The organism is Kitasatospora sp. NPDC093550 (assembly GCF_044764985.1).
GTDB lineage: Bacteria > Actinomycetota > Actinomycetes > Streptomycetales > Streptomycetaceae > Kitasatospora.
The window spans coordinates 32,403-50,692 of the sequence record NZ_JBIWJF010000045.1 but is presented as its reverse complement, the minus strand read 5'-3'; the positions used below and the strand labels follow the sequence as shown (position 1 = coordinate 50,692).

Here is an 18,290-nt window from a genome sequence, read left to right as displayed (position 1 = left end):
CCTGCTCGGCGACCTCGACCTGGGCACCGCGGTACAGCAAGGCCTGCAGCTCAGCGGAGAACGCGAGGCAGTACTGCGCATCCTGCCCCGCTGATGTGCGACATTCCGTGAGTTCCCCTGAGCCCGCTGAGTTCCCGGACCTGTGGCCAGGGGGTTCTTCCTCCTTTGTGTGCTCTGCTTGCTTGTGACGTAACTTCGGGATTCTTGAAGCGTTCTCATCTCGTCCGACTGATTCGCAGTCGGGTGGAAGGCGAGGAAGCTCGGTTGGCGGCGCTGGCAGTCGTACGGGACCTGCGTGAGCACTGGGCGCCCGCGTCGGCGGAGGAGCTGGAGCGGTTCGAGACCGATGTTCTGTCCGGGTTCGTCCTGGCACGGGCCTCAGCAGGGCTGGCGGACGGCACCATCCGCGGGGACGTCGGTCACTTGGATCAGATCAGGACCTGGTTCGGCCGGCCCTTGTGAGACATGGAGCCTGCTGACGCGGACATGTACTTCGGGAAGGTGCTGCGGGACTCGCCCAGCGGCACCCGGCTGGGCCGGTCGCAGGCGTTGAGCACGTACTTCATGTTCCTGGAGCTGCGGCACAAGGTCGAAATCCACCGGATGACCGGCCGGGTGGTCGAGTGCCCGATCGATGAGATGAACCGGCCGCGCGGGGCCAGGGACGCGCAGCTGCGTATCCCGCCGAGTGAGCCGGAGATCCGGACGTTGTTCACCGGCTGGGGCGGCGAGCTGTCGCCCTGGTGCCCCTCTGTTCCCGAGCGAGGCGCCGGGACGGCCGGTCGCTGCCGCCGGAGTTACGTCAAGCCCACCGACTCCTGCGACAGCTGCCTTGCCTGGGGAAACTTCAGCGGCCGCCTCTGCCCCACCTGCTACATGTTCGGCCGCGGCCACGACGCGGCCGCATGCACCGGCTGCCGTCGCGTCCAGCCGCTGAAGTGGAACTACTGCCGCCTGTGCTGGTGCCAGGCCCGCCTCAGTGCGAAGGCCGTCGTCGGCCAGCCCACGGACGAGACGGACGTGCGGGACCGGCTCGCCGCCGTCCGGCATCACCAACTGTTCTTCGTCGGGATGCACTACCGCAGGAGACCGACCCCCACATTTCGGACGCGGGGAGGACGGCGGGGAGCCCCGCGCAAGCCGCCTCCTGCACCGGCCTGGCACCCGGATCCCGGCTGGCAGCAGCTACCGCTGTTCGCACAGATCCCCCGCGACTACAGCCGGCTCGCCCTGGCCGACGCCGACCTGACCAGCCCGTGGCTGGCCTGGGCAAAGTACCTTGCCCACCGGCTCGCCGAGACCCGAGGCTGGGGACGCAACATTCGCTTCGCCGTCAACCGCGGCCTGGCTCTCGTCCTCACCGGACACGTCGAGGGCGACGTCATCCGGCACACGGAGATCTTCACCCCGCTGCGGGCCCTGGACCTGCCGGTCGGCCACACCGTCACGGTCCTGGACGAGATGGGGATCTTCGAGGACGACAGCGAACCCTCCTTCGAACGCTGGCTCGCCAAAAGGCTGGAGGGTCTCGCACCCGGCATCCGCTCGGAGGCCGAGCGCTGGACCCGCGTCCTGCACGACGGCGGCCCCCGCAGCCTCCCGCGACGGGAAGGCACAGTCTGGCTCTACCCCAACCGAGTCCGCCCGGCCCTGCTGGAATGGTCGAACCCCTCGACCACCTGCGTGAAGTGACCCGCGACGACGTCCTGACCTACATCAAGACACTGCACGGCCACCAGCGCCACGACCAACTCGTCGCCCTGCGCCCGCTATTCACATGGGCCAAGCGGAACGGGCTGATCTTCCGCAACCCCACCAGTCGGATCAAGGTCGGGCAATACGAGTACGCCGTGCTGCAACCGCTCGTCCCCGAGCAGGTCGACCGCTCCGTCGCGGCGGCCACCACGCCGGCGACGCGGCTCATCCTCGCCCTCGCAGCGGTCCACGCCGCCCGGGTCGCCCAGATCGCCGACCTCATACTCGACGACGTCGATCTCGGCAATCGCCGGCTGACCATCGCCGGACGCGTCCGTCCGCTCGACGATCTCACCCGGAAGCTGCTGCTGGACCGGCTAGAGCACCGGCGCCGCCGGTGGCCGAACACCGCGAATCTCCACCTGCTGATCAACAACCAGACCGCCACGAAAACCAGCCGCGCCAGCAACCACTGGACCAGCGCCGCGATGCGTGGGCAGGACGCGACGCTGGAGCGGCTCCGCGTCGACCGACAATTCGAAGAGGCCCTGACTCACGGGCCCGACCCGCTCCACCTCGCCGAGGTGTTCGGGCTCGACGAGAAGACCGCGATGCGCTACGCGGACTCCGCACGGGCGCTGCTGCACCAGGCCGCTGAACAGCCACTTCAGTGAACCTCTTTCGTCCTGTGCTGGAGGATGAAATGGGCTGGTCAGCGGGTGTGGTGACGGGGCAGGGCCCCTCGTCGTCGGCGTGGTGATTCCACTCATCACACCGGCGGCCGAAGGGGCCCTGTTGGTTCGGTATCGAGCCCCGCTCGACGTCCCGCATGGCCACCGCGAGCAGCCCCCGCACTACCAGCAGTTCATCCGCGATCACGCCCGGCTGAGAGCCCCCGGCGAACGCGCCTTCGCCCAGTTGAAAGCCTGGCGGCTGCTACGACGAGCCAGATGCTCCACCCGCCTTATCAGCACCATCGTCCAAGCCGTCCACACGCTGCTGACCTGCAACTATTCAGGATGTAAGAGGTTCACTGAAGGAATCAGGCCGGCCTCCTCACCTATGGCTTCACATCGAGACGCACGAGCGCGCCGATCTCCACGAGTTGGTCCGGCAGTGCCAAGTCGGAAACGCCCATGACCGTGCTGGCGGGCCGGTGCTCCCCGAAGTACTCGGCGTGGAGGCGTGCTGTCGTGTCGAAGTTCTCCCGCAGGTTCCTCACCAGAACCGTGGTCTCCGCTATCTGGCCACGCTCGGCCCCGAATTGCCTCAGCACCAGGTCCAGATTCTCCAGCGTGGTGCGGACCTGCAGTTCGAAGTCGCCGGCACCCACGAAGTTGCCGTGACGGTCATGAGACAGCTGCCCCGACACATAAACCGTGTCACCGACCTGAGTGGCCTGACTGTACCCGTACAACGACTCCCACGGCATGCCGAACCCGAATGCCTTCACCTGAGAACTCATGACTCACTCCCTTGATACAGCGCGCGGGACCGTCAGTTGCAGACAGGCCCCTTGCACGTAGAAGTTACGGGTCCGTACAAACGATGCTTGTCTGGCAGCGCCGTCGGAGTGTTCTCTGCGCGCACACCCTCCAGCAGAGGATGAAAGAGGCTCAGTGAAATCTGCTTAACGTCCACGCCTTTGCTGAGGATGAGCACGCCAGGCACAGTCAGCATCCGCGGCTGATCGGCGGAGACGATGTCAGGGCGAGGGCAGCGTTCCGCAGCTGGGCCGCCCACGTCTGCTGGTCAAGCCCCAACCTGTACTCGATGCAGCAATCGCACTGCGGGATCAGCGCCACGAACGCTTGCTCCGCCGCGGTCTCTACATCCGTCTCCCACCAATCGTCCGTCGCCAGGTCAGCGGGAGTTATCTCTCCATCGATGAATCTCGCCTCCATCCGGCGCAGAGCGTGGCGCCGCGCCAGGCCCCGATCCGGCAACCGGATCCCGGACTCGGCAAGTGCTTGCTCGAACGCGTCACGAATGTCGCGGGCATCCGCGTTGCGAGGCCAACCGGCGAGCTCGCACAATCTCGGGGTGTCCAGTCCGGCCGCGAGCGCCTCAGCGGCGATCATCAGCAGATCTTCCGGGGTATCTCATCCGCCTGATAACGGCACGCTACTTCACCCAGAGATGTGAGCCCACTCTGCATAGAGGTTTCCGGTTCCCGTGTCATTCCTTCTGCTCTCATGACTCCTACGGTGCCAGGACCGTTCCAGGGAAGGCACCCAGGGGCGGGCCCGCTCAGCACCTGCCCCGCGTGTTCGCCTGAACCCGGAAGCCGAACCCACGAGAACACGACCATCCATCCTCGGGTTCCCGCGAAAAGACCTTCGGTTTCCGCGAACTCGCGGGCCTCTCCGGGTGTGAGTAGGTGCCGTACAGAAAGTGCCGCTGAGATTGATCTCGCTCGTGCTGGGCTACTTCGCGGGGCTTCGAGCTGGCGGGGACCGGCGCCCGCGCGCAGTTCGCGTAGGTCGGGGATGTGGTTGTACAGGGTGCCCGGGGAGACGCCGAGCAGCTTGGCGATCGGGGTGATGGAGCGGCCGGGGTCGGGCAGCAGGTCGCGTGCGGCCCGGCTGACTTCCTCGGTGGCGACTGTGGGGCGTCCGCGGACGGGGCCCCGGGCGCGGGCTGCGGCCAGGCCCCCCTTGGTGCCGATGACGATGAGTTCGCGGATGAACTCCGCGAGGGCGGCGAAGACGTGGAAGACGAGCCGGCCGCCGGGGGTGGTGGCGTCCAGGTTCTCGTGCAGCGAGGTGAAGCCGATCCCGCGCTCGCGCAGCTCGGCGACCATGTTGATGAGGTCCTGGAGGCTGCGGCCATAGCGGTCAAGCGAGGGGACCACGAGGGTGTCGCCGGGGTCGAGGAAGGCGTGGCACGCCTTCAGCTCGGGGCGCAGCGCGTTCTTGCCGGACTTGTCGCCGTCGACTTCAGCAACGGGATCCGGCTCTAGCCTGCGGCCTCGGCGCGCGGAGCGCGTGGATACAACGACACCGTCCGGGGCATCGACGTTGCCCTTGCCGAAGCGGAGCCAGATCGGGACAGCGCCTGCGTCGCGGGCGAAGGCGAGCTCGGCGGCGGAAGAGGCGTTGGGCGCGGAGTCGATCTCCACGACGATGTCGGCCGCGCCGGGCTGGCAGATGACGGTGTCCAGGCGGCCATAGCGGGTGGCGCCGGGCGGCACGACGGGTAGGCGGAGTTCCCGGTAGGGCTGGGCGCGGAACATGCCCTCCAGCGAGCGGCCGGGATCGCCAACCTGCTTGGTGAGCAGCCGGGTGAACGCCGCGGTGCTCGGCACGCCCTGCGCTTGCTGGGCCTCGATTGGTAGGACTTCAGCGCCAACAGCAGCGCGAGCTGGTGCTCGTCGGAGTCCGCGGCCTCCTCCGCCCACGCCCGTTCCTCCTCGGAGGGCGTGAAGAACACGTGCGGTTCGCGCGCGGTGATCAGCCGCTTGAACCGCGGATACGCGGTCCGCTCGATCGAAGCCATCCCCACCCCACCCGATGCCCAGCTCCAGCCGGACGCGCCGTACACGCCCGCGCGGGATCATCGCGAGATCGACGCGGGGGAGAGGATCGGAACGGCGGAACCCGGGACCGGGCCGGGCCCCGGGCGGTACGGCTGCGAAGCTGGCGTTCAGGGCTTCAAGATCATCCCGTGGCGGCTTTTGGGCTCACCTTGGCTGGACCCCGGTCAGGACCCGAGCCAGGTCGGTCGGCCGAGGGGTCAGGCCTGCCCGGGAACCGCTCACGGACGTCCTCGGCCTCGGCCTCAGCCGACGGTCAGCCGGAAGGGGCCGGCCAGGACCGAGTAGCCGTCGTTGGCGAGGTAGTACGCGTCGTAGCCGCCCGCGCCGTTGAGCTTGCCGGTGGAGAGGGTGACGGCGCCGCTCTGGTGGGGGGTGTAGGCCCAGGTCAGCGCGGAGCGCGAGCCGGGGGTGACGCCCGCCGGATAGACGCCGACCCAGTTCTTCGCGCTGACCTGCGCGGTGTTCGGCAGGGCGTAGCGGAGGGTGACGTTGCCGCCGTCGGCCACCGCGTTCAGGTCGCCGGTCAGGATCGGTCCGGTCGCGGTGGACGGGGTGAAGGCGGCGTTGAGGGGCGTCGCGTAGGTGTCGTTGCCGGTCAGCCCGGGCAGGCCAAGGGCGGCGTCGATGGTGCGGCCGACGCTGTAGTGGTCGTAGTGCAGCGGGCTGCTGGTGCCGGCCGGCACGGTGCCCTGCGAGCCGACGACGACGGTGGCGAGGTGGTTGTAGCTCTCGCTGTTGCTCTCGTCCCAGGTCAGCAGGAGCAGCGAGCGCTGCTGGGTCCACGCCGGGGAGGACAGCACGGGTGCGAGGGTCTGCTTCAGCCAGCCGTCCTGCACCTTCAGGCTGGTGGCGTTGCCGTTGCCGGAGGCCTCGCCGTCGTAGTAGTCGTCGGCGGCGATCCAGGCGAGGTTCGGGGTGGTGGCGGCCGACTGGAGGTCGGTGGTCAGCTGGGTGGTGTCGAAGAGGTGCGCCGCGCAGCGGGCCGGGTTGCCGCTGATGTCGGTGTAGTTGATGAACGGCGCGTCGTCGGGCTCGTAGTAGCTGTCGTACGTGTTGGTGGTGTTGCAGGGAGAGCCCATGCCCTGCTCGTAGGCCTTCCAGCTCTTGCCGGCCGCCTCGATGGTGTCGCCGAGGTTGCGCTGCGGGGAGTTGATGTTGGGGAAGTAGGTGGCGCCCTTGGCGTAGGTGTCGCCGCCCGCGATGGCGAGGTAGTTCTCGTCGCTGGGGTGGTAGACGCCGTGGGAGTCGGTGAGGGTGGCGCCCTGGCTCATCAGGCTGTGGATGAACGGGGTGTCCGCCGGGTCGTTCATGATCTGGGAGTAGTCGGTGTTCTCCATCATGACGACGAAGACGTGGTCGTAGCCGGGCACGGCCGAGGCGGGCGGGGTGAGCGGCGCGGGCGCGGCGACCGGGGTGTCGAGGGTGAGCGAGAGGTTGTCCAGGTAGCCGGTCTCGTGCGAGGTGGAGAGGAACTGGACCTCGACCTGGATGGACCGGGTGCCGGTCGGGACGGCACCGGTGGCGCTGCGGGAGAGGAACTGGGTGCTCAGGCCGCGGTCGGTGGCGGAGACGGTGGGCAGCTTCGCGGTCGCGCCGAGCGGGCGGCCGCCCGCGTCCTGGAAGTGCAGGCTGACGGCGACGTAGCCGCTGTAGGCCGCCCAACCACCCAGCCAGCCGGACAGGTTGTAGTGCACCCCGCCGCCGTCGATGGCGGCGGCGGCCGAGGAGACGCCGACGGTCTGGGCCATCGAGCCGTCGCCGAAGTTGCCCGGCCCGAAGAAGGCCTTGCCGGGCGTGCGGCCGTCGTTCGGCAGGCCGAAGGAGCTCACCGAGTGGCACATGGCGTCGATGCCGCCGGCCTGGACGGTCCAGCCGGGGACGGTGGAGGCGGCGCTCCAGTCGGTGGTGCAGTAGCCGCCGGCCTCCGCGTCGCCGTTGACGATCAGGTTGGCGCTGCCGCCCGCCGCGTGGGCGGCGGTGGGGGCGGCGACGGTCAGCGCGCCGACCAGGGGGAGGGCGGCGAACAGCCCGCCGACGGTGCTCCAGCGCAGTCGCATGGGGGTACCTCGTGGTGTGGTGAGGGTGGGTGCCATGGCGGTGCGCCATGGGCGGGTCATAGCTATCGGGCGGCGCTGTACGGCGGGAGAATGAATGCCGAACTTGGTCAGACAAGTTCGGGCAGGCGGCGTGTGCCGGCGAGGGTGGGCGGTGGCCGGGAAGGGTCCGTGGTGGGGTCGAAAGCCCTTGGTGGGAAAGGCCGTTGGTGTGCGCTCAGGTCAGGGTCCGGCGGGTCGGCGGGCCGACGGGTCGTGGACCGGGCCGATGGCGCCCCGGCCGGTCGGTACCGCCTTGAGGACGCCGAGCAGCCGGGCGACCTCGTCGGCGACGGCGGTCCGGGCCGGGCCGAGGTAGCGGCGGGTGTCGACCAGCCGGGCGTCGTCGGCGAGGGCCCGGCGGACGGCGGCGGTGAAGACCCGGTTGAGCTGGGTGGCGATGTTGACCTTGGTCATGCCGGCCGCAACGGCGGCCGTCAGGTGTTCGTCCGCCACACCGGAGGAGCCGTGCAGCACGAGGGGGACGGGAACGGCCGCGCGCAGTCTGCGGATCAGCCCGAAGTCGAGGGCGGCGTCCCGGGTCGGCATGGCGTGCGAGGTGCCGACGGCGACGGCGAGCGCGTCCACGCCGGTGGCGGCGACGAAGGCCGCGGCCTCGGCGGGATCGGTCCGCGTACCGGGGGCGTGGACGCCGTCCTTGCCGCCGATCTCGCCGAGTTCGGCCTCGACCCAGACGCCGGCGGCGTGGCAGTGCTCCACCACCTCGGCGGTGGCGCGCAGGTTGTCCTGGTGGCCGAGCGCGGAAGCGTCGAACATCGCCGAGGTGAAGCCCGACTCCACCGCCGCGTAGACGAGTTCGGGGGTGGTGGCGTGGTCGAGGTGGACGGCCACCGGCACCGAGGCGGCGCGCGCGACGCTGAGGGTGGCGGCGGCGATCGGGCCGAGCCCGCCGTGGTAGCGCACGGCGTTCTCGCTGAGCTGGAGGACCACCGGTGCTCCGGCGGACTCGGCGCCGGCCACGATGGCCTGGGCGTGTTCGAGCTGGATGACGTTGAACGCGCCGACGCCGCGCCCGGCGAGGGCGGCGGCGGTGGTGATCGCGCCGGTTCCGGTCAGGGGCACGGGTCGGACTCCTTCCACGGGTCGGGCTCCTGCCGCCGGTCGGGCTCCTGCCGCGGGTCGGACTCCTGCCGCGGGTCGGGCTCCCGCCTTGGGGCGGACTCCTTCCGGGGAGAGGACTCCTGCCGCGGGTCGGACTCCTTCCGAGGAAAGGACTCCTGCCGCGGGACGGATTCCTGGACGGCGAGGGGGCGGACGTCCACCAGCGGTCGCAGGGCCCGGCGGACGGCGGGGTCGAGGTCGCCCGCGAGCTGGGCGTCGAGGGCCGCCGCGGAGAGCGCCACGGCCTCGGCCAGCAGCTCGGGCCAGGCGGTGCCGGCCACCAGGCCGAGGGCGAGCGCGGCGACGGCGGCATCGCCCGCGCCGGTGGGGGCGCCGGCCCGCCGCTCGGGTGCCCGGGCGTGCCAATCGCCCTGCGGCGTGACGGCGATGAGCCCGTCCGCGCCGAGCGGGGCGACCACCGCGCCGGCTCCGGCGGCGTGCAGCGCGCGGGCGGCGGCGAGCGGCTCGGCCAGGCCGGTGGCGGCGGTGAGCTCCGCGGCGGTCGGCGTGACCAGGGCGGGCCCGGCCGCGAGCGCGGCGCGCAGGGCGGCACCGTCGGCGTCGAGCACCGCGGGGACGCCGCGGGCGTGGGCGAGCCTCAGCAGGTGGGCGTAGCTGTCGTGGGGGAGGCCGCGCGGCAGGCTGCCGGAGAGGACGACGGCCTCGGCGTCCGGCAGCAGGGTGTCGAGGTGGTCGACGAACTGCTCCCACTCCTCGACGCCCACCACGGGCCCCGGTTCGAGCAGGATCGTGGGGTTCCCGGTGTCCTGCTCCGGGCCGGTCCCGGCGCTGCCCCCGCTGTCGCCGGCCGCCGCTGCCTGCGCCGCCGCTTCCTCCTCCGCCTCCTCGACCACGGCCACCGTCCGCCGGGAGTCGCCCGGGATCGTCAGCATCCGGTCGGCCAGTCCGGCGGCCGCGAGTTCGGCGCGGATCGCCCGTCCGGCGTCGCCGCCGACCAGTCCGGTGACGACGGTGTCGTGGCCGAGGGCGTGCAGCACCCGGGAGACGTTCACGCCCTTGCCGCCGACGTGTTGGGCCCCGGCCCGGACCCGGTTGCCGCGGTGCGGGACCAGCCGGTCCAGGTGACGGGTGAGGTCGAGGGCGACGTCGAGGGTGAGGTCGAGGGTGACGGTGAGGATCACGGCGCGCCTCCGGCGCTCACGGCCGGGGCAGCACGATGGAGCGGGTGAGGTTGCGCGGCCGGTCCGGGTCCAGGCCCCGGGCGGCGGCCAGTTCGACGGCGAGGCGCTGGGCGCGGACCAGGTCGGCCAGCGGGTCGAGGGTGCTCACCGACAGCACGGCGCCGGTCGGCCGGACCTGGTCCACCAGCCCGGCCGGCGGTTCACCGAAGAACCACACGACGCTGTCGGAACCGGTGACGCTGATCGGGCCGTGCCGGTACTCCATGGCCGGGTACGACTCGGTCCACGACCCGGAGGCCTCACGGAGCTTGAGCGCGGCCTCGTTGGCGAGGCCGATCGTCCAGCCGCTGCCGAGGAAGGTGAACTGCCGTGCCGATCGAGCCCGTTCGGGCAGCGGCTCGATGAGGGCCCGTTCGGCCTGCGCGACCAGGTCGACCGGGGCGAGGCCGAGGTGGCTGCGCAGCAGCGCCAGCGCGGTGGTGGCGAAGCGGGTCTGCACCACCGAGCGCTCGTCGGCGAACTCCAGGTCGACGACGGTGTCGGCGGCCGTGCTGATCGGGGTGGCGAGATCGCCGGTGAGCGCCGTCGTCGGGGTGTCGGCCGCCCGCAGGAGCGCGGCCAGCACCTCGGTCGTGGTGCCGGAGCGGCTGATGGCCAGGACCCGGTCGTAGTCCCGGGCCTCCGGGAACTCGGAGGCCGCGAAGGCGTCGGTCTCACCCGCCCCGGCCCTCTCGCGCAGCCCCGCGTACGCCTGCGCGATGAACAGCGAGGTGCCGCAGCCGAGCACGGCGACCCGCTCGCCGCGCTCGGGCAGCCCGGCCGGCTCCAGCTCCAGTGCCTTGCGCCAGCAGTCCGGCTGGCTGGCGATCTCATGCTCGACATGGCTCATCGGGCTCATCGGGCTCTCCTCGACGGGGCTGACGGGGGCGGACCGCGCAGGGTGAGTGGCTTGAGTGGCTCATGCTGAGAAATGAGTGCACAAAACTGAGCTATTGATAACCCAACGAATCATCCCTGAGCAAGAGGGCGTCGGTCGCCGAAGCGCCCAATCCGACGACTGAAGAGGCTGAAGGCAACACCGAAGGTGACTGAGGAATCGTCAGTCATCCGTGCGGTCGGGCCACCCCACTGCAACGCTTCGATAACGCGGCTGGCCCGCCGTGACAGCAAGGATGCACACTCTGGGGGCACAGTTGCTCGATATTGCGCAGATACCCCCCAGAGTGGCGCACCTCCGTGCAAACACGCACGCCCCCACCCGGGCCGTCGCGGCCGGCCCCTGCAGCAAAGGCGGTATCAGAGATGAAGCGGCGTCTTCTCGCCCTGTCGGCGGTCACCCTGGCCGGAACGCTCGCGCTGTCGGGGTGCGGCAAGGGCTCGAACTCCGGCGGGACGTCCGCCGACGGCGTCACGACCATCAGGTTCGTCGCCGCGGACTACGGCTCCAACGGCCAGAACCCGAGCCAGGCGTACTGGCAGGGCGTGATCTCCGCCTTCGAGCAGCAGAACCCGAAGATCAAGGTCGACCTCCAGGTCATCAACTGGAACGACATCGACACCCAGGTCAAGACGATGGTGCAGAACGGCCGGCAACCGGACATCCTGCAGACCGGCGGCTACGCCGACTTCGCGAAGAACGGCCAGCTCTACCCCGCCCGGGACGTCCTCTCCGACGCCACCCTGAGCGACCTCATCCCCGCCATCGCCCATGCCGGCGAGCAGGACGGCACCGCGTACGGCATCCCGTTCATCTCCAGCGCCCGGATGTTCCTGATCAACAACGCCCTGTTCAAGAAGGCCGGCCTGGACCCGGCCGCCCCGCCCAGGACCTGGGCGGACGTCACCGCCGCCGCCACCGCGCTCAAGAAGGCCGGGGTGGAGATCCCGCTCGGCGTCCCGCTGGGCAAGGAGGAGGCCCAGGGCGAGTCCTTCATCTGGATGCTGGAGAACCACGGCGGCTACCAGGACGCCAAGGGCGCGTACGCCATCAACTCCCCGGCCAACGTCGAGACCTTCACCCAGCTCAAGAGCTGGGTGGACGCCGGGCTGACCGAACAGAGCCCGGCGTCCGTCAACCGCACCGAGCTGGCCAAGGACTTCGCCTCCGGAAAGGTCGGCATGCTCAACGGCATCCCCACCCAGCTGAATGACGTCAAGGCCATGGACGTCACCTGGACCGCGATGCCCAGCAAAGACGGTGCCACCAAGGCCACCCTGGGCGTCGCCGACTGGATGATGGCCTTCAAGAAGGGCGGCCACAAGGACCAGATCAAGGCCTTCCTGGACTTCGCGTACCGCAAGGACAACACTGTGGCCTTCGACAAGGAGTACAGCCTGCTCCCGGTCACCCAGTCCGCACTCGCCGCCCTCCAGGCCGACCCCGACGAGAAGGCCCTGGCACCCTTCCTGGCGGCCCTGCCCACCGCGACCTTCTACCCGCTCAGCGACCCCACCTGGCCGGCCGTCTCCGCCCAGGTCAAGACCCAGATCGGCACGGCCGTCAGCGACCCCGGGAAGGCCCTCGACGCGCTCCAGCAGGCCGCCCGGCAGGCCGCCGAGTGACCCGGGCCGGGCGCCGACCGCTGCTCGCGCGGCTCGGCCCGCTGCCCTGGCTGGCCCCGGCCGTCCTGCTGATCCTGGGGGTGGTCGTCTGGCCGGTGATCGAGATGGTCGCCACCTCGCTGCGCCGGATCGACACCACCGGCACCGACCACGGCCCCGCCGGTCTGGTCAAGTACCACAAGCTGTTCGACGACCCCCGGCTCCCGGCCGTGCTCGGCTGGACCGTCGTCTGGACGGTCGCCGTGGTCGGGCTGACCATGCTGGTCTCCCTCGCCCTGGCCCAGCTGTTCCACCAGAACTTCCCCGGGCGCAGGATCACCCGCTGGGCGCTCATCGCGCCCTGGGCCGCGTCCGTGCTGATGACGGCGATCGGCTTCCGCTGGATGCTCGACCAGGTCGCCGGCGTGCTCAACCGGCTGCTCCTCGACCTCGGCCTGATCGACCACGCCCGGGCCTGGCTCGGCGACGCCGGACACGCCAAGCCCTGGCTGGTCCTCGCCGCCGTCTTCGTCTCGCTGCCCTTCACCACCTACACCCTGCTCGCCGGCCTGCAGACCGTCCCCGGCGAGCTCTACGAGGCCGCTCGGGTCGACGGCGCCACGACCTGGCAGGCGTACCGGCGGATCACCCTGCCGCTGCTGCGCCCGGCCTTCCTGGTGGCCCTGGTGGTCAATCTGATCAACGTCTTCAACTCCTTCCCGGTGATCTGGGGCATGACCCAGGGCGGCCCCAACGCCGACACCGCCACCACCACCGTGTTCATGTACATGCTGCGCGGCTACGACGTCGCCGAGTCCGCCGCCATGTCCGTCGTCAACTTCGCCGTGGTGATCCTGATGGTGATCGTCTTCCTCAAGGTCAGCCGCTGGAAGGGAGCGGAGAACTGATGACCGCCCAGCGCCGGACGCCGAGCCCCCGCCGACCGCGCGGACGGACCGTCCTGCTCACCGCCACCGCCTGGGCGCTCGCCGCGCTCTTCCTGCTGCCCTACGTCGAGATGCTGATCACCGCCGGCCGCCCCGCCGACCAGCTGCGGGACTCCTCCTACCTGCCGACGCGCTTCGACTGGTCCTCCTTCACCAGGGTCTGGACCGACACCACGCTCGGGCAGAACCTCCAGGTCACCCTGCTCGTCGCCGGCGGGTCCACCCTGCTGGTCCTCCTGGTCGCGCTGCCCGCCGCGTACTACACCGCCCGGGTCCGCTTCCGCGGCCGCAAGGCCTTCCTGCTGCTGGTGCTCGTCACCCAGATGTTCCAGCCCACCGCCCTCCAGGTCGGCCTCTACCGGGAGTTCTACACGCTGGACCTGCTGGACACCGTGCTCGTGCTGGTCCTCGCCAACGCCGCGTTCAACCTGGCCTTCGCGATCTGGATCCTCAGCGCCTACATCGGCTCCATCCCGGTCGAGTTGGAGGAGGCCGCGCAGATCGACGGCAACGGCCGGGCCGGTGCGCTGTTCCGGGTCACCCTGCCGCTCGCGCTGCCCGGTGTGGTCACCGCGGTGATCTTCACCTTCATCGCGGCCTGGAACGAGTTCATCATGGGCCTGACCCTGACGGACTCCCCGGACCGGCAACCGCTGACCGTCGGCATCAACAACATGATCGGCGCCTACAGCGTGCAGTGGAACCACGTGTTCGCGGCCTCGCTGGTGGCGATCGTGCCCGTCGTGGTGCTCTTCGCCGTCATCGAACGGCATGTCGTCTCCGGGCTCACGGCCGGGTCGGTCAAGTAGCCCGCTGCTCCGGGGGGTTCATGCCGGGGATGCACGCCGTGGGCTCGTGCCGGGAGGTTCACGCCGGGCCGAAGCGTACTCGGTCAGGCCCGCAGGACCTCCACACCGGCGGCGGCGATGTCCTGTTCCTGAGCATCCGTCAACTCGCCGTCGGTGACCAGGTCGTGGATGTCCGTGAGCGGGCAGATCCGCGCGAAGGTGACCCGGCCGACCTTGGTGCTGTCCGCGAGCACCACGGAGCGCGCGGTGCTGCGGAGGAAGGCCTTGTCGGTGCTGGCCTCCATCTCGTCGTGCGTGGTGCAACCCTCGCCGGCGGTCAGGCCGTCCACGCCGATGAAGGCGATGTCCAGGTGGTACTGCGAGAGCATCCGCTCGGCCGCCGGGCCGACCAGTTCGTAGCTCGTGGTCCGGGCGATCCCGCCGATCACGACCAGCCGGACGTCCGGGCGGACGATCAGGTCGGCCGCTATGTTGACCGCGTTGGTCACGATCGTGATCCCGCTGCGCTCGGCCAGCAGTCGCGCCAGCTCGCTCGTCGTCGTGCCGCCGGTCAGGCCCACCACCGCGCCGTCCGGCACCAGTCGGTCGGCGGCGAGGGCGATCCGCCGCTTCTCGGCCTGTCGCTTCCCGTGCTTGTGCCGCAGCGGCAGTTCGAGGTTGACGGCTCCGGTGACGGCGCCGCCGCGGGTGCGGAGCAGCAGGCCCTGGTCGTTGAGTTCCTGCAGGTCGCGCCGGACGGTGGCCGAGGACACCTGCAGCAGCTCGACCAGCTCGTGCACATCGGCGCTGCCCGACTCGGTGACGTGCGCCAGGATCCGGGCGGCGCGATCAGCTTTGAGCATGACCGAAGTGTAGCCTCCGACGGCCCGACAGTGGCCATCACCAGCCTGGGGATTCCCTGGAGGCCCGGTCTGGCCGAGAATCAGGCCTGCGCGAAAGTGATTCGAGAGTCATGTACCGATCAACTGTGAGCAGGTGATGGCATGTCCTTCTCCCGTGTCGTGCTGGCCGGAGCCCGCTTGGTGCTGCCCGGTGAGGTCCTGGTGGCCGGCCGGATCGTGGTCGAGGGTGACCGCATCGCGGCCGTCGCGAGCGGGGCGGCCGAGCCCGGTGACCTCGACCTCACCGGCCACACCGTCGTCCCCGGCTTCGTGGACCTGCACGTCCACGGCGGCGGCGGCGCCTCCTACACCTCCGGCATCGCCGAGGAGGCCCTGCACGCTGCCCGCACCCACCTCGAACACGGCACCACCACCACCGTCGCCTCCACCGTCACCGGCGAGATCGACGACCTCGCCCGCCAGGCCGCCGTCCTCTCCGAACTCGCCGAGGACGGCATCCTGGCCGGCATCCACTTCGAAGGCCCCTTCATCTCCCCGGGCCGCTGCGGCGCCCACCGCCCCGACCTGCTCCGCGACCCCGACCCCGCCCTCGTGCGCACACTCCTCGACGCCGCCCGCGGCCACGCCAGGATGCTCACCCTCGCCCCCGAACTCCCCGGCGGCCTCCACTCGATACGCATGCTCACCGACCTCGGCGTGATCGCCGCCATCGGCCACACCGACTCCGACTACCCCACCACCCAGGAGGCGATCGACGCCGGAGCCACCGTCGCCACCCACCTGTTCAACGCCATGCCCGCCATCGCCCACCGCGCCCCCGGCCCGATCATCGCCCTGCTGGAGGACGAACGCGTCACCGTCGAGCTGATCAACGACGGCGTGCACCTGCACCCCTCCGTCCTCGACCTCGCCCACCGCACCGCCGGCCCCTCCCGCGTCGCCCTGATCACCGACGCCATGGCCGCCGCCGCCATGGGCGACGGCCGCTACCCCCTCGGCCCCCTCCACGTCCACGTCACCAACGGCATCGCCATGCTCCCCGACGGCAGCTCCATCGCCGGCTCCACCCTCACCCTCGACACCGCGTTCAAACGCTCGGTCACCGTCAACGGCCTCACCCTCCACCAGACCGTCGAAGCCCTCTCCACCACCCCCGCCCGCCTCCTCGGCCTCGCCGACTCCATCGGCACCCTCGAAACCGGCAAACTCGCCGACCTCGCCGTCCTCGACTCCACCACCCACGACCTGGTCGCCGTCATGCGCCGCGGCCACTGGATCACCGGCGCCGAACACTTCGCTGTCGTGCGCACGGGGTGGTGATCGGAGGGGGGAGAACGACCTGAGGATCACTCACCTCCCCTGGTGCAAGGGGGTTTTCGTCGGCACGGCCTTGGGGCGTTGCCGACGGGGTGGACGGGCGTCAACAAGAAGGACGGACGATCGCATCACCCGAGCAGCCCAACCAGCTGCGCATCGAACACCCGTCCGGCGGATCCTGGCCGGGATGGCCCCGGCCGCCCGGACCCGGGCCGAGTCCACGGATTGGAGGCGAACGATGCCCCAGATCCCTCCCCAGGACCACGCCGTCCCGCACGTCTCGACCCTCCCCGCGAACCTCAACGAGCACGTCGAGCTCTTCGTCCGCGAGTACGACGGGACCACGGGGTCCCACGCCCCCGAGCCCGTCCTGATGCTGCACGGCCGAAGCGTTCCGGCCGTCGCCGGGTTCGACCTCCAGCACGGCAGTTACAGCTGGGCCCAGAACCTGGCCCACGCGGGCTACGACGTGTTCATCATGGAGCTCCAGGGCTCCGGCCTGTCACCGCGGCCGAAGATGGACAACCCGTGCAACGCCAACCCCGCGCAGCAGCACGACGACCTGGTCCCGGACCCGCTCGCCGCCACGTGCCCCCCGGCCTATCCGCACCAGCTGGGCAACTCGCAGAGCGAGTGGGACGAGCTGGACACGGTCGTCGAATTCATCAAGAAGCTGCGGAACGTGTCACGGGTCGCGTTCATCGGCTGGTCCGCGGCCGCGTTCGTGATGGGACCGTACGTCATCCAACACCCCGGCAAGGTGAGCAGCCTGTTCCTGCTGGCGCCGATCTTCCCGCCCAACGGCAGCGCCAGCAAACCGGGCACCCGGTTCGGCGCGCCTCTCCCGCTGCCCCTGTCCACCCCGGCCGCCCAGTTCGGCTTCCCGATGAACCTCCTCACGAAGACCGCCCTGAAGAACGTGTGGGCCCCCGAGCTGCAGTGCCCGGACCAGCGGGAGAGCGGCATCGAGGACGTCGTGTGGGAGGCCGTCCTGGACAACGACCCCGTCGGCAGGACCTGGGGTGCGGGGTCCGCCGGCGCGCCGGAGGGCGTCTGCCGGTTCCGCAACTCCTTCTGGTGGGGCTGGAACAACACCACCGTGCCGCTCGACAACATCCTCGGCACGGTCGTGCCCGTGGCCATCGTCTACGGGGAGTTCGACACCCAGGCCATGCACCCGTCGGCCGACCCCCGGCTCAACTTCTCCGTCCCCCAGCTCTATGCCGCCATCCCCGGCACCGACAAGTTGATGATCAGACTCGACTGCGCAGGGCACCAGCTGGTCTGGGAGACCCGAGCCCCGTGCCTGCACCACATCGCCCGGCAATGGCTCAAGCACACCGCCGTCGACGGTCACAAGAGCGGAAAGTACGCCCTGGACATGAACGGTACCTACACGGTCATCCCCTGAACCGGACGGCGTCTCCAGCCGGCGGCTCTGCCCCTCATCGGGGCAGAGCCGTAGACCGTCGCCGAGCCGCCCGCCCGAGCAGACCGAAAGGCCCCTCCAGTCGCGACGCTGGCAGGTTCGGTCCGAGGTCTCGGAGACCTCGGGCGCCCGGCGGACGAAGACCCGGATCCCATCGATGTGAAGCCGCCGCATGCCGTCCGCGAAACTGCCCCCATGGACGCCCCGACCTTCACGACGTCGCCGGCCGGACCCGAACCCCCGGCCGTCGACGCCTTCCTCACCGCCGTCGACCGCGCGATGAACAGCAACACCCTGCTGCTCAGCGCCGAATGCGACGTGCCCGTCACGGCCGAGAACGAACAGGACGTCCTGCACGCCTTCCTGCGCAGCACCGCGTTCGAGCACCTGCTGTGTGCCGCCGACGCCCGCCGGAACTGGCACAACCTGGCCGAGCCGTCCGACCTGCCCCTTCTGCGTGAGGGGCACCTCGCGATCCTCACCCCGCTCACCCACGCCGGCCTCCGGACCCGCCTGCGCTGGATGCTCACCGAGGCGCCCAGCCCCTACGGCCGCCACTCCTCGCCCGCCGACGCCGACCGTTCGGTGTCCGCCTTCACCCGAGCGCTCCTCGGCCCGAACGGCCCCCGGTGGTCATGCGCCGCCGTCACCCCGGACTTCCTCCGCTCCACCGGCTACCGCACCGACGAGGTGCCCCGGCACCCCGCCTACTTCGACGGGGGTCCGTCCGACACCGCCACGCTCATCCACCGGGGCCACACCCTCCACCTACTCCTGACGAACGGTTCGCCCTAGAACCGCAATGCGCGCGGACC

17 protein-coding genes and 1 pseudogene are annotated in these 18,290 nt (G+C 70.5%); 10 read left to right on the top strand and 8 right to left on the bottom strand.

The window, feature by feature from the left end; translation table 11 throughout:
* Nucleotides 1-264: 264 nt before the first annotated feature.
* The 4 genes and pseudogenes from ACIRD3_RS38195 to ACIRD3_RS38180 form a co-directional block, all read left to right on the top strand.
* The gene (locus ACIRD3_RS38195; RefSeq protein WP_402226122.1) at nucleotides 265-462 is read left to right on the top strand and encodes a hypothetical protein; all 198 of its coding nucleotides are present in this window, start codon (nucleotides 265-267) and stop codon (nucleotides 460-462) included.
* 3 nt (nucleotides 463-465) lie between these two features.
* Nucleotides 466-1,692 carry a hypothetical protein gene (locus ACIRD3_RS38190; protein ID WP_402226119.1) on the top strand — a complete coding sequence of 409 codons (1,227 nt, stop codon included), beginning with the start codon at nucleotides 466-468 and terminating at the stop codon, nucleotides 1,690-1,692.
* Nucleotides 1,659-2,369, top strand: coding sequence for a hypothetical protein (locus ACIRD3_RS38185; protein ID WP_402226117.1), 711 nt, complete (start codon nucleotides 1,659-1,661; stop codon nucleotides 2,367-2,369). Before ACIRD3_RS38190 ends, ACIRD3_RS38185 begins: the two co-directional genes overlap by 34 nt.
* Before the next feature lie 160 nt (nucleotides 2,370-2,529).
* Nucleotides 2,530-2,715: pseudogene (locus ACIRD3_RS38180) on the top strand (IS5/IS1182 family transposase); the annotation flags it as partial.
* Nucleotides 2,716-2,755: 40 nt separating this feature from the next.
* On the opposite strand, the gene ACIRD3_RS38175 reads toward ACIRD3_RS38180, so the two are convergent.
* The 7 genes from ACIRD3_RS38175 to ACIRD3_RS38145 form a co-directional block, all read right to left on the bottom strand.
* Entirely contained in the window at nucleotides 2,756-3,160 is a 405-nt protein-coding gene (locus ACIRD3_RS38175; RefSeq protein ID WP_345515915.1) for a RidA family protein, read from the bottom strand.
* A gap of 208 nt (nucleotides 3,161-3,368) precedes the next feature.
* Entirely contained in the window at nucleotides 3,369-3,776 is a 408-nt protein-coding gene (locus ACIRD3_RS38170) for a hypothetical protein (protein ID WP_402226115.1), read from the bottom strand.
* Nucleotides 3,776-5,002, bottom strand: coding sequence for a recombinase family protein (locus ACIRD3_RS38165; protein ID WP_402226113.1), 1,227 nt, complete (start codon nucleotides 5,000-5,002; stop codon nucleotides 3,776-3,778). Before ACIRD3_RS38165 ends, ACIRD3_RS38170 begins: the two co-directional genes overlap by 1 nt.
* Nucleotides 5,003-5,475: 473 nt before the next feature.
* Nucleotides 5,476-7,290, bottom strand: coding sequence for an alkaline phosphatase family protein (locus ACIRD3_RS38160; protein ID WP_402226110.1), 1,815 nt, complete (start codon nucleotides 7,288-7,290; stop codon nucleotides 5,476-5,478).
* Between the two features lie 219 nt (nucleotides 7,291-7,509).
* A complete protein-coding gene (locus ACIRD3_RS38155) occupies nucleotides 7,510-8,409 on the bottom strand; it encodes a ketose-bisphosphate aldolase (RefSeq protein ID WP_402226108.1) in 900 nt (299 codons plus the stop codon).
* Complete coding sequence (locus ACIRD3_RS38150; protein WP_402226105.1) at nucleotides 8,400-9,590, bottom strand: PfkB family carbohydrate kinase; 1,191 nt, start codon at nucleotides 9,588-9,590, stop codon at nucleotides 8,400-8,402. Before ACIRD3_RS38150 ends, ACIRD3_RS38155 begins: the two co-directional genes overlap by 10 nt.
* A gap of 16 nt (nucleotides 9,591-9,606) precedes the next feature.
* Nucleotides 9,607-10,479, bottom strand: a complete 873-nt coding sequence (locus ACIRD3_RS38145; protein ID WP_402226126.1) for an SIS domain-containing protein — start codon at nucleotides 10,477-10,479, stop codon at nucleotides 9,607-9,609.
* 413 nt (nucleotides 10,480-10,892) lie between these two features.
* Here ACIRD3_RS38145 and ACIRD3_RS38140 point away from each other — a divergent pair, with 413 nt between their 5' ends.
* Genes ACIRD3_RS38140 through ACIRD3_RS38130 form a run of 3 tightly spaced genes read left to right on the top strand, consistent with a single transcriptional unit; the run spans nucleotide 10,893 to nucleotide 13,887 of the window.
* Nucleotides 10,893-12,152: an extracellular solute-binding protein gene (locus tag ACIRD3_RS38140; RefSeq protein ID WP_402226103.1), complete on the top strand. Its 1,260-nt coding sequence runs from the start codon at nucleotides 10,893-10,895 to the stop codon at nucleotides 12,150-12,152.
* Nucleotides 12,149-13,039, top strand: a complete 891-nt coding sequence (locus ACIRD3_RS38135; RefSeq protein WP_402226100.1) for a carbohydrate ABC transporter permease — start codon at nucleotides 12,149-12,151, stop codon at nucleotides 13,037-13,039. Before ACIRD3_RS38140 ends, ACIRD3_RS38135 begins: the two co-directional genes overlap by 4 nt.
* Nucleotides 13,039-13,887, top strand: a complete 849-nt coding sequence (locus ACIRD3_RS38130) for a carbohydrate ABC transporter permease (RefSeq protein WP_402226098.1) — start codon at nucleotides 13,039-13,041, stop codon at nucleotides 13,885-13,887. Before ACIRD3_RS38135 ends, ACIRD3_RS38130 begins: the two co-directional genes overlap by 1 nt.
* A gap of 83 nt (nucleotides 13,888-13,970) precedes the next feature.
* Here ACIRD3_RS38130 and ACIRD3_RS38125 read toward each other — a convergent pair whose 3' ends face one another.
* The gene (locus ACIRD3_RS38125; protein WP_402226095.1) at nucleotides 13,971-14,729 is read right to left on the bottom strand and encodes a DeoR/GlpR family DNA-binding transcription regulator; all 759 of its coding nucleotides are present in this window, start codon (nucleotides 14,727-14,729) and stop codon (nucleotides 13,971-13,973) included.
* Between the two features lie 141 nt (nucleotides 14,730-14,870).
* Here ACIRD3_RS38125 and nagA point away from each other — a divergent pair, with 141 nt between their 5' ends.
* The 3 genes from nagA to ACIRD3_RS38110 all read left to right on the top strand — a co-directional run bounded on the left by nagA (nucleotide 14,871) and on the right by ACIRD3_RS38110 (nucleotide 18,270).
* The gene (gene nagA / locus ACIRD3_RS38120; protein ID WP_402226093.1) at nucleotides 14,871-16,049 is read left to right on the top strand and encodes an N-acetylglucosamine-6-phosphate deacetylase; all 1,179 of its coding nucleotides are present in this window, start codon (nucleotides 14,871-14,873) and stop codon (nucleotides 16,047-16,049) included.
* Between the two features lie 235 nt (nucleotides 16,050-16,284).
* Nucleotides 16,285-17,457 carry an alpha/beta hydrolase gene (locus ACIRD3_RS38115; RefSeq protein WP_402226091.1) on the top strand — a complete coding sequence of 391 codons (1,173 nt, stop codon included), beginning with the start codon at nucleotides 16,285-16,287 and terminating at the stop codon, nucleotides 17,455-17,457.
* Between the two features lie 213 nt (nucleotides 17,458-17,670).
* Nucleotides 17,671-18,270 (top strand): hypothetical protein, encoded by a 600-nt coding sequence (locus tag ACIRD3_RS38110; RefSeq protein ID WP_402226088.1) that lies wholly within the window; start codon nucleotides 17,671-17,673, stop codon nucleotides 18,268-18,270.
* Nucleotides 18,271-18,290 lie beyond the last annotated feature (20 nt).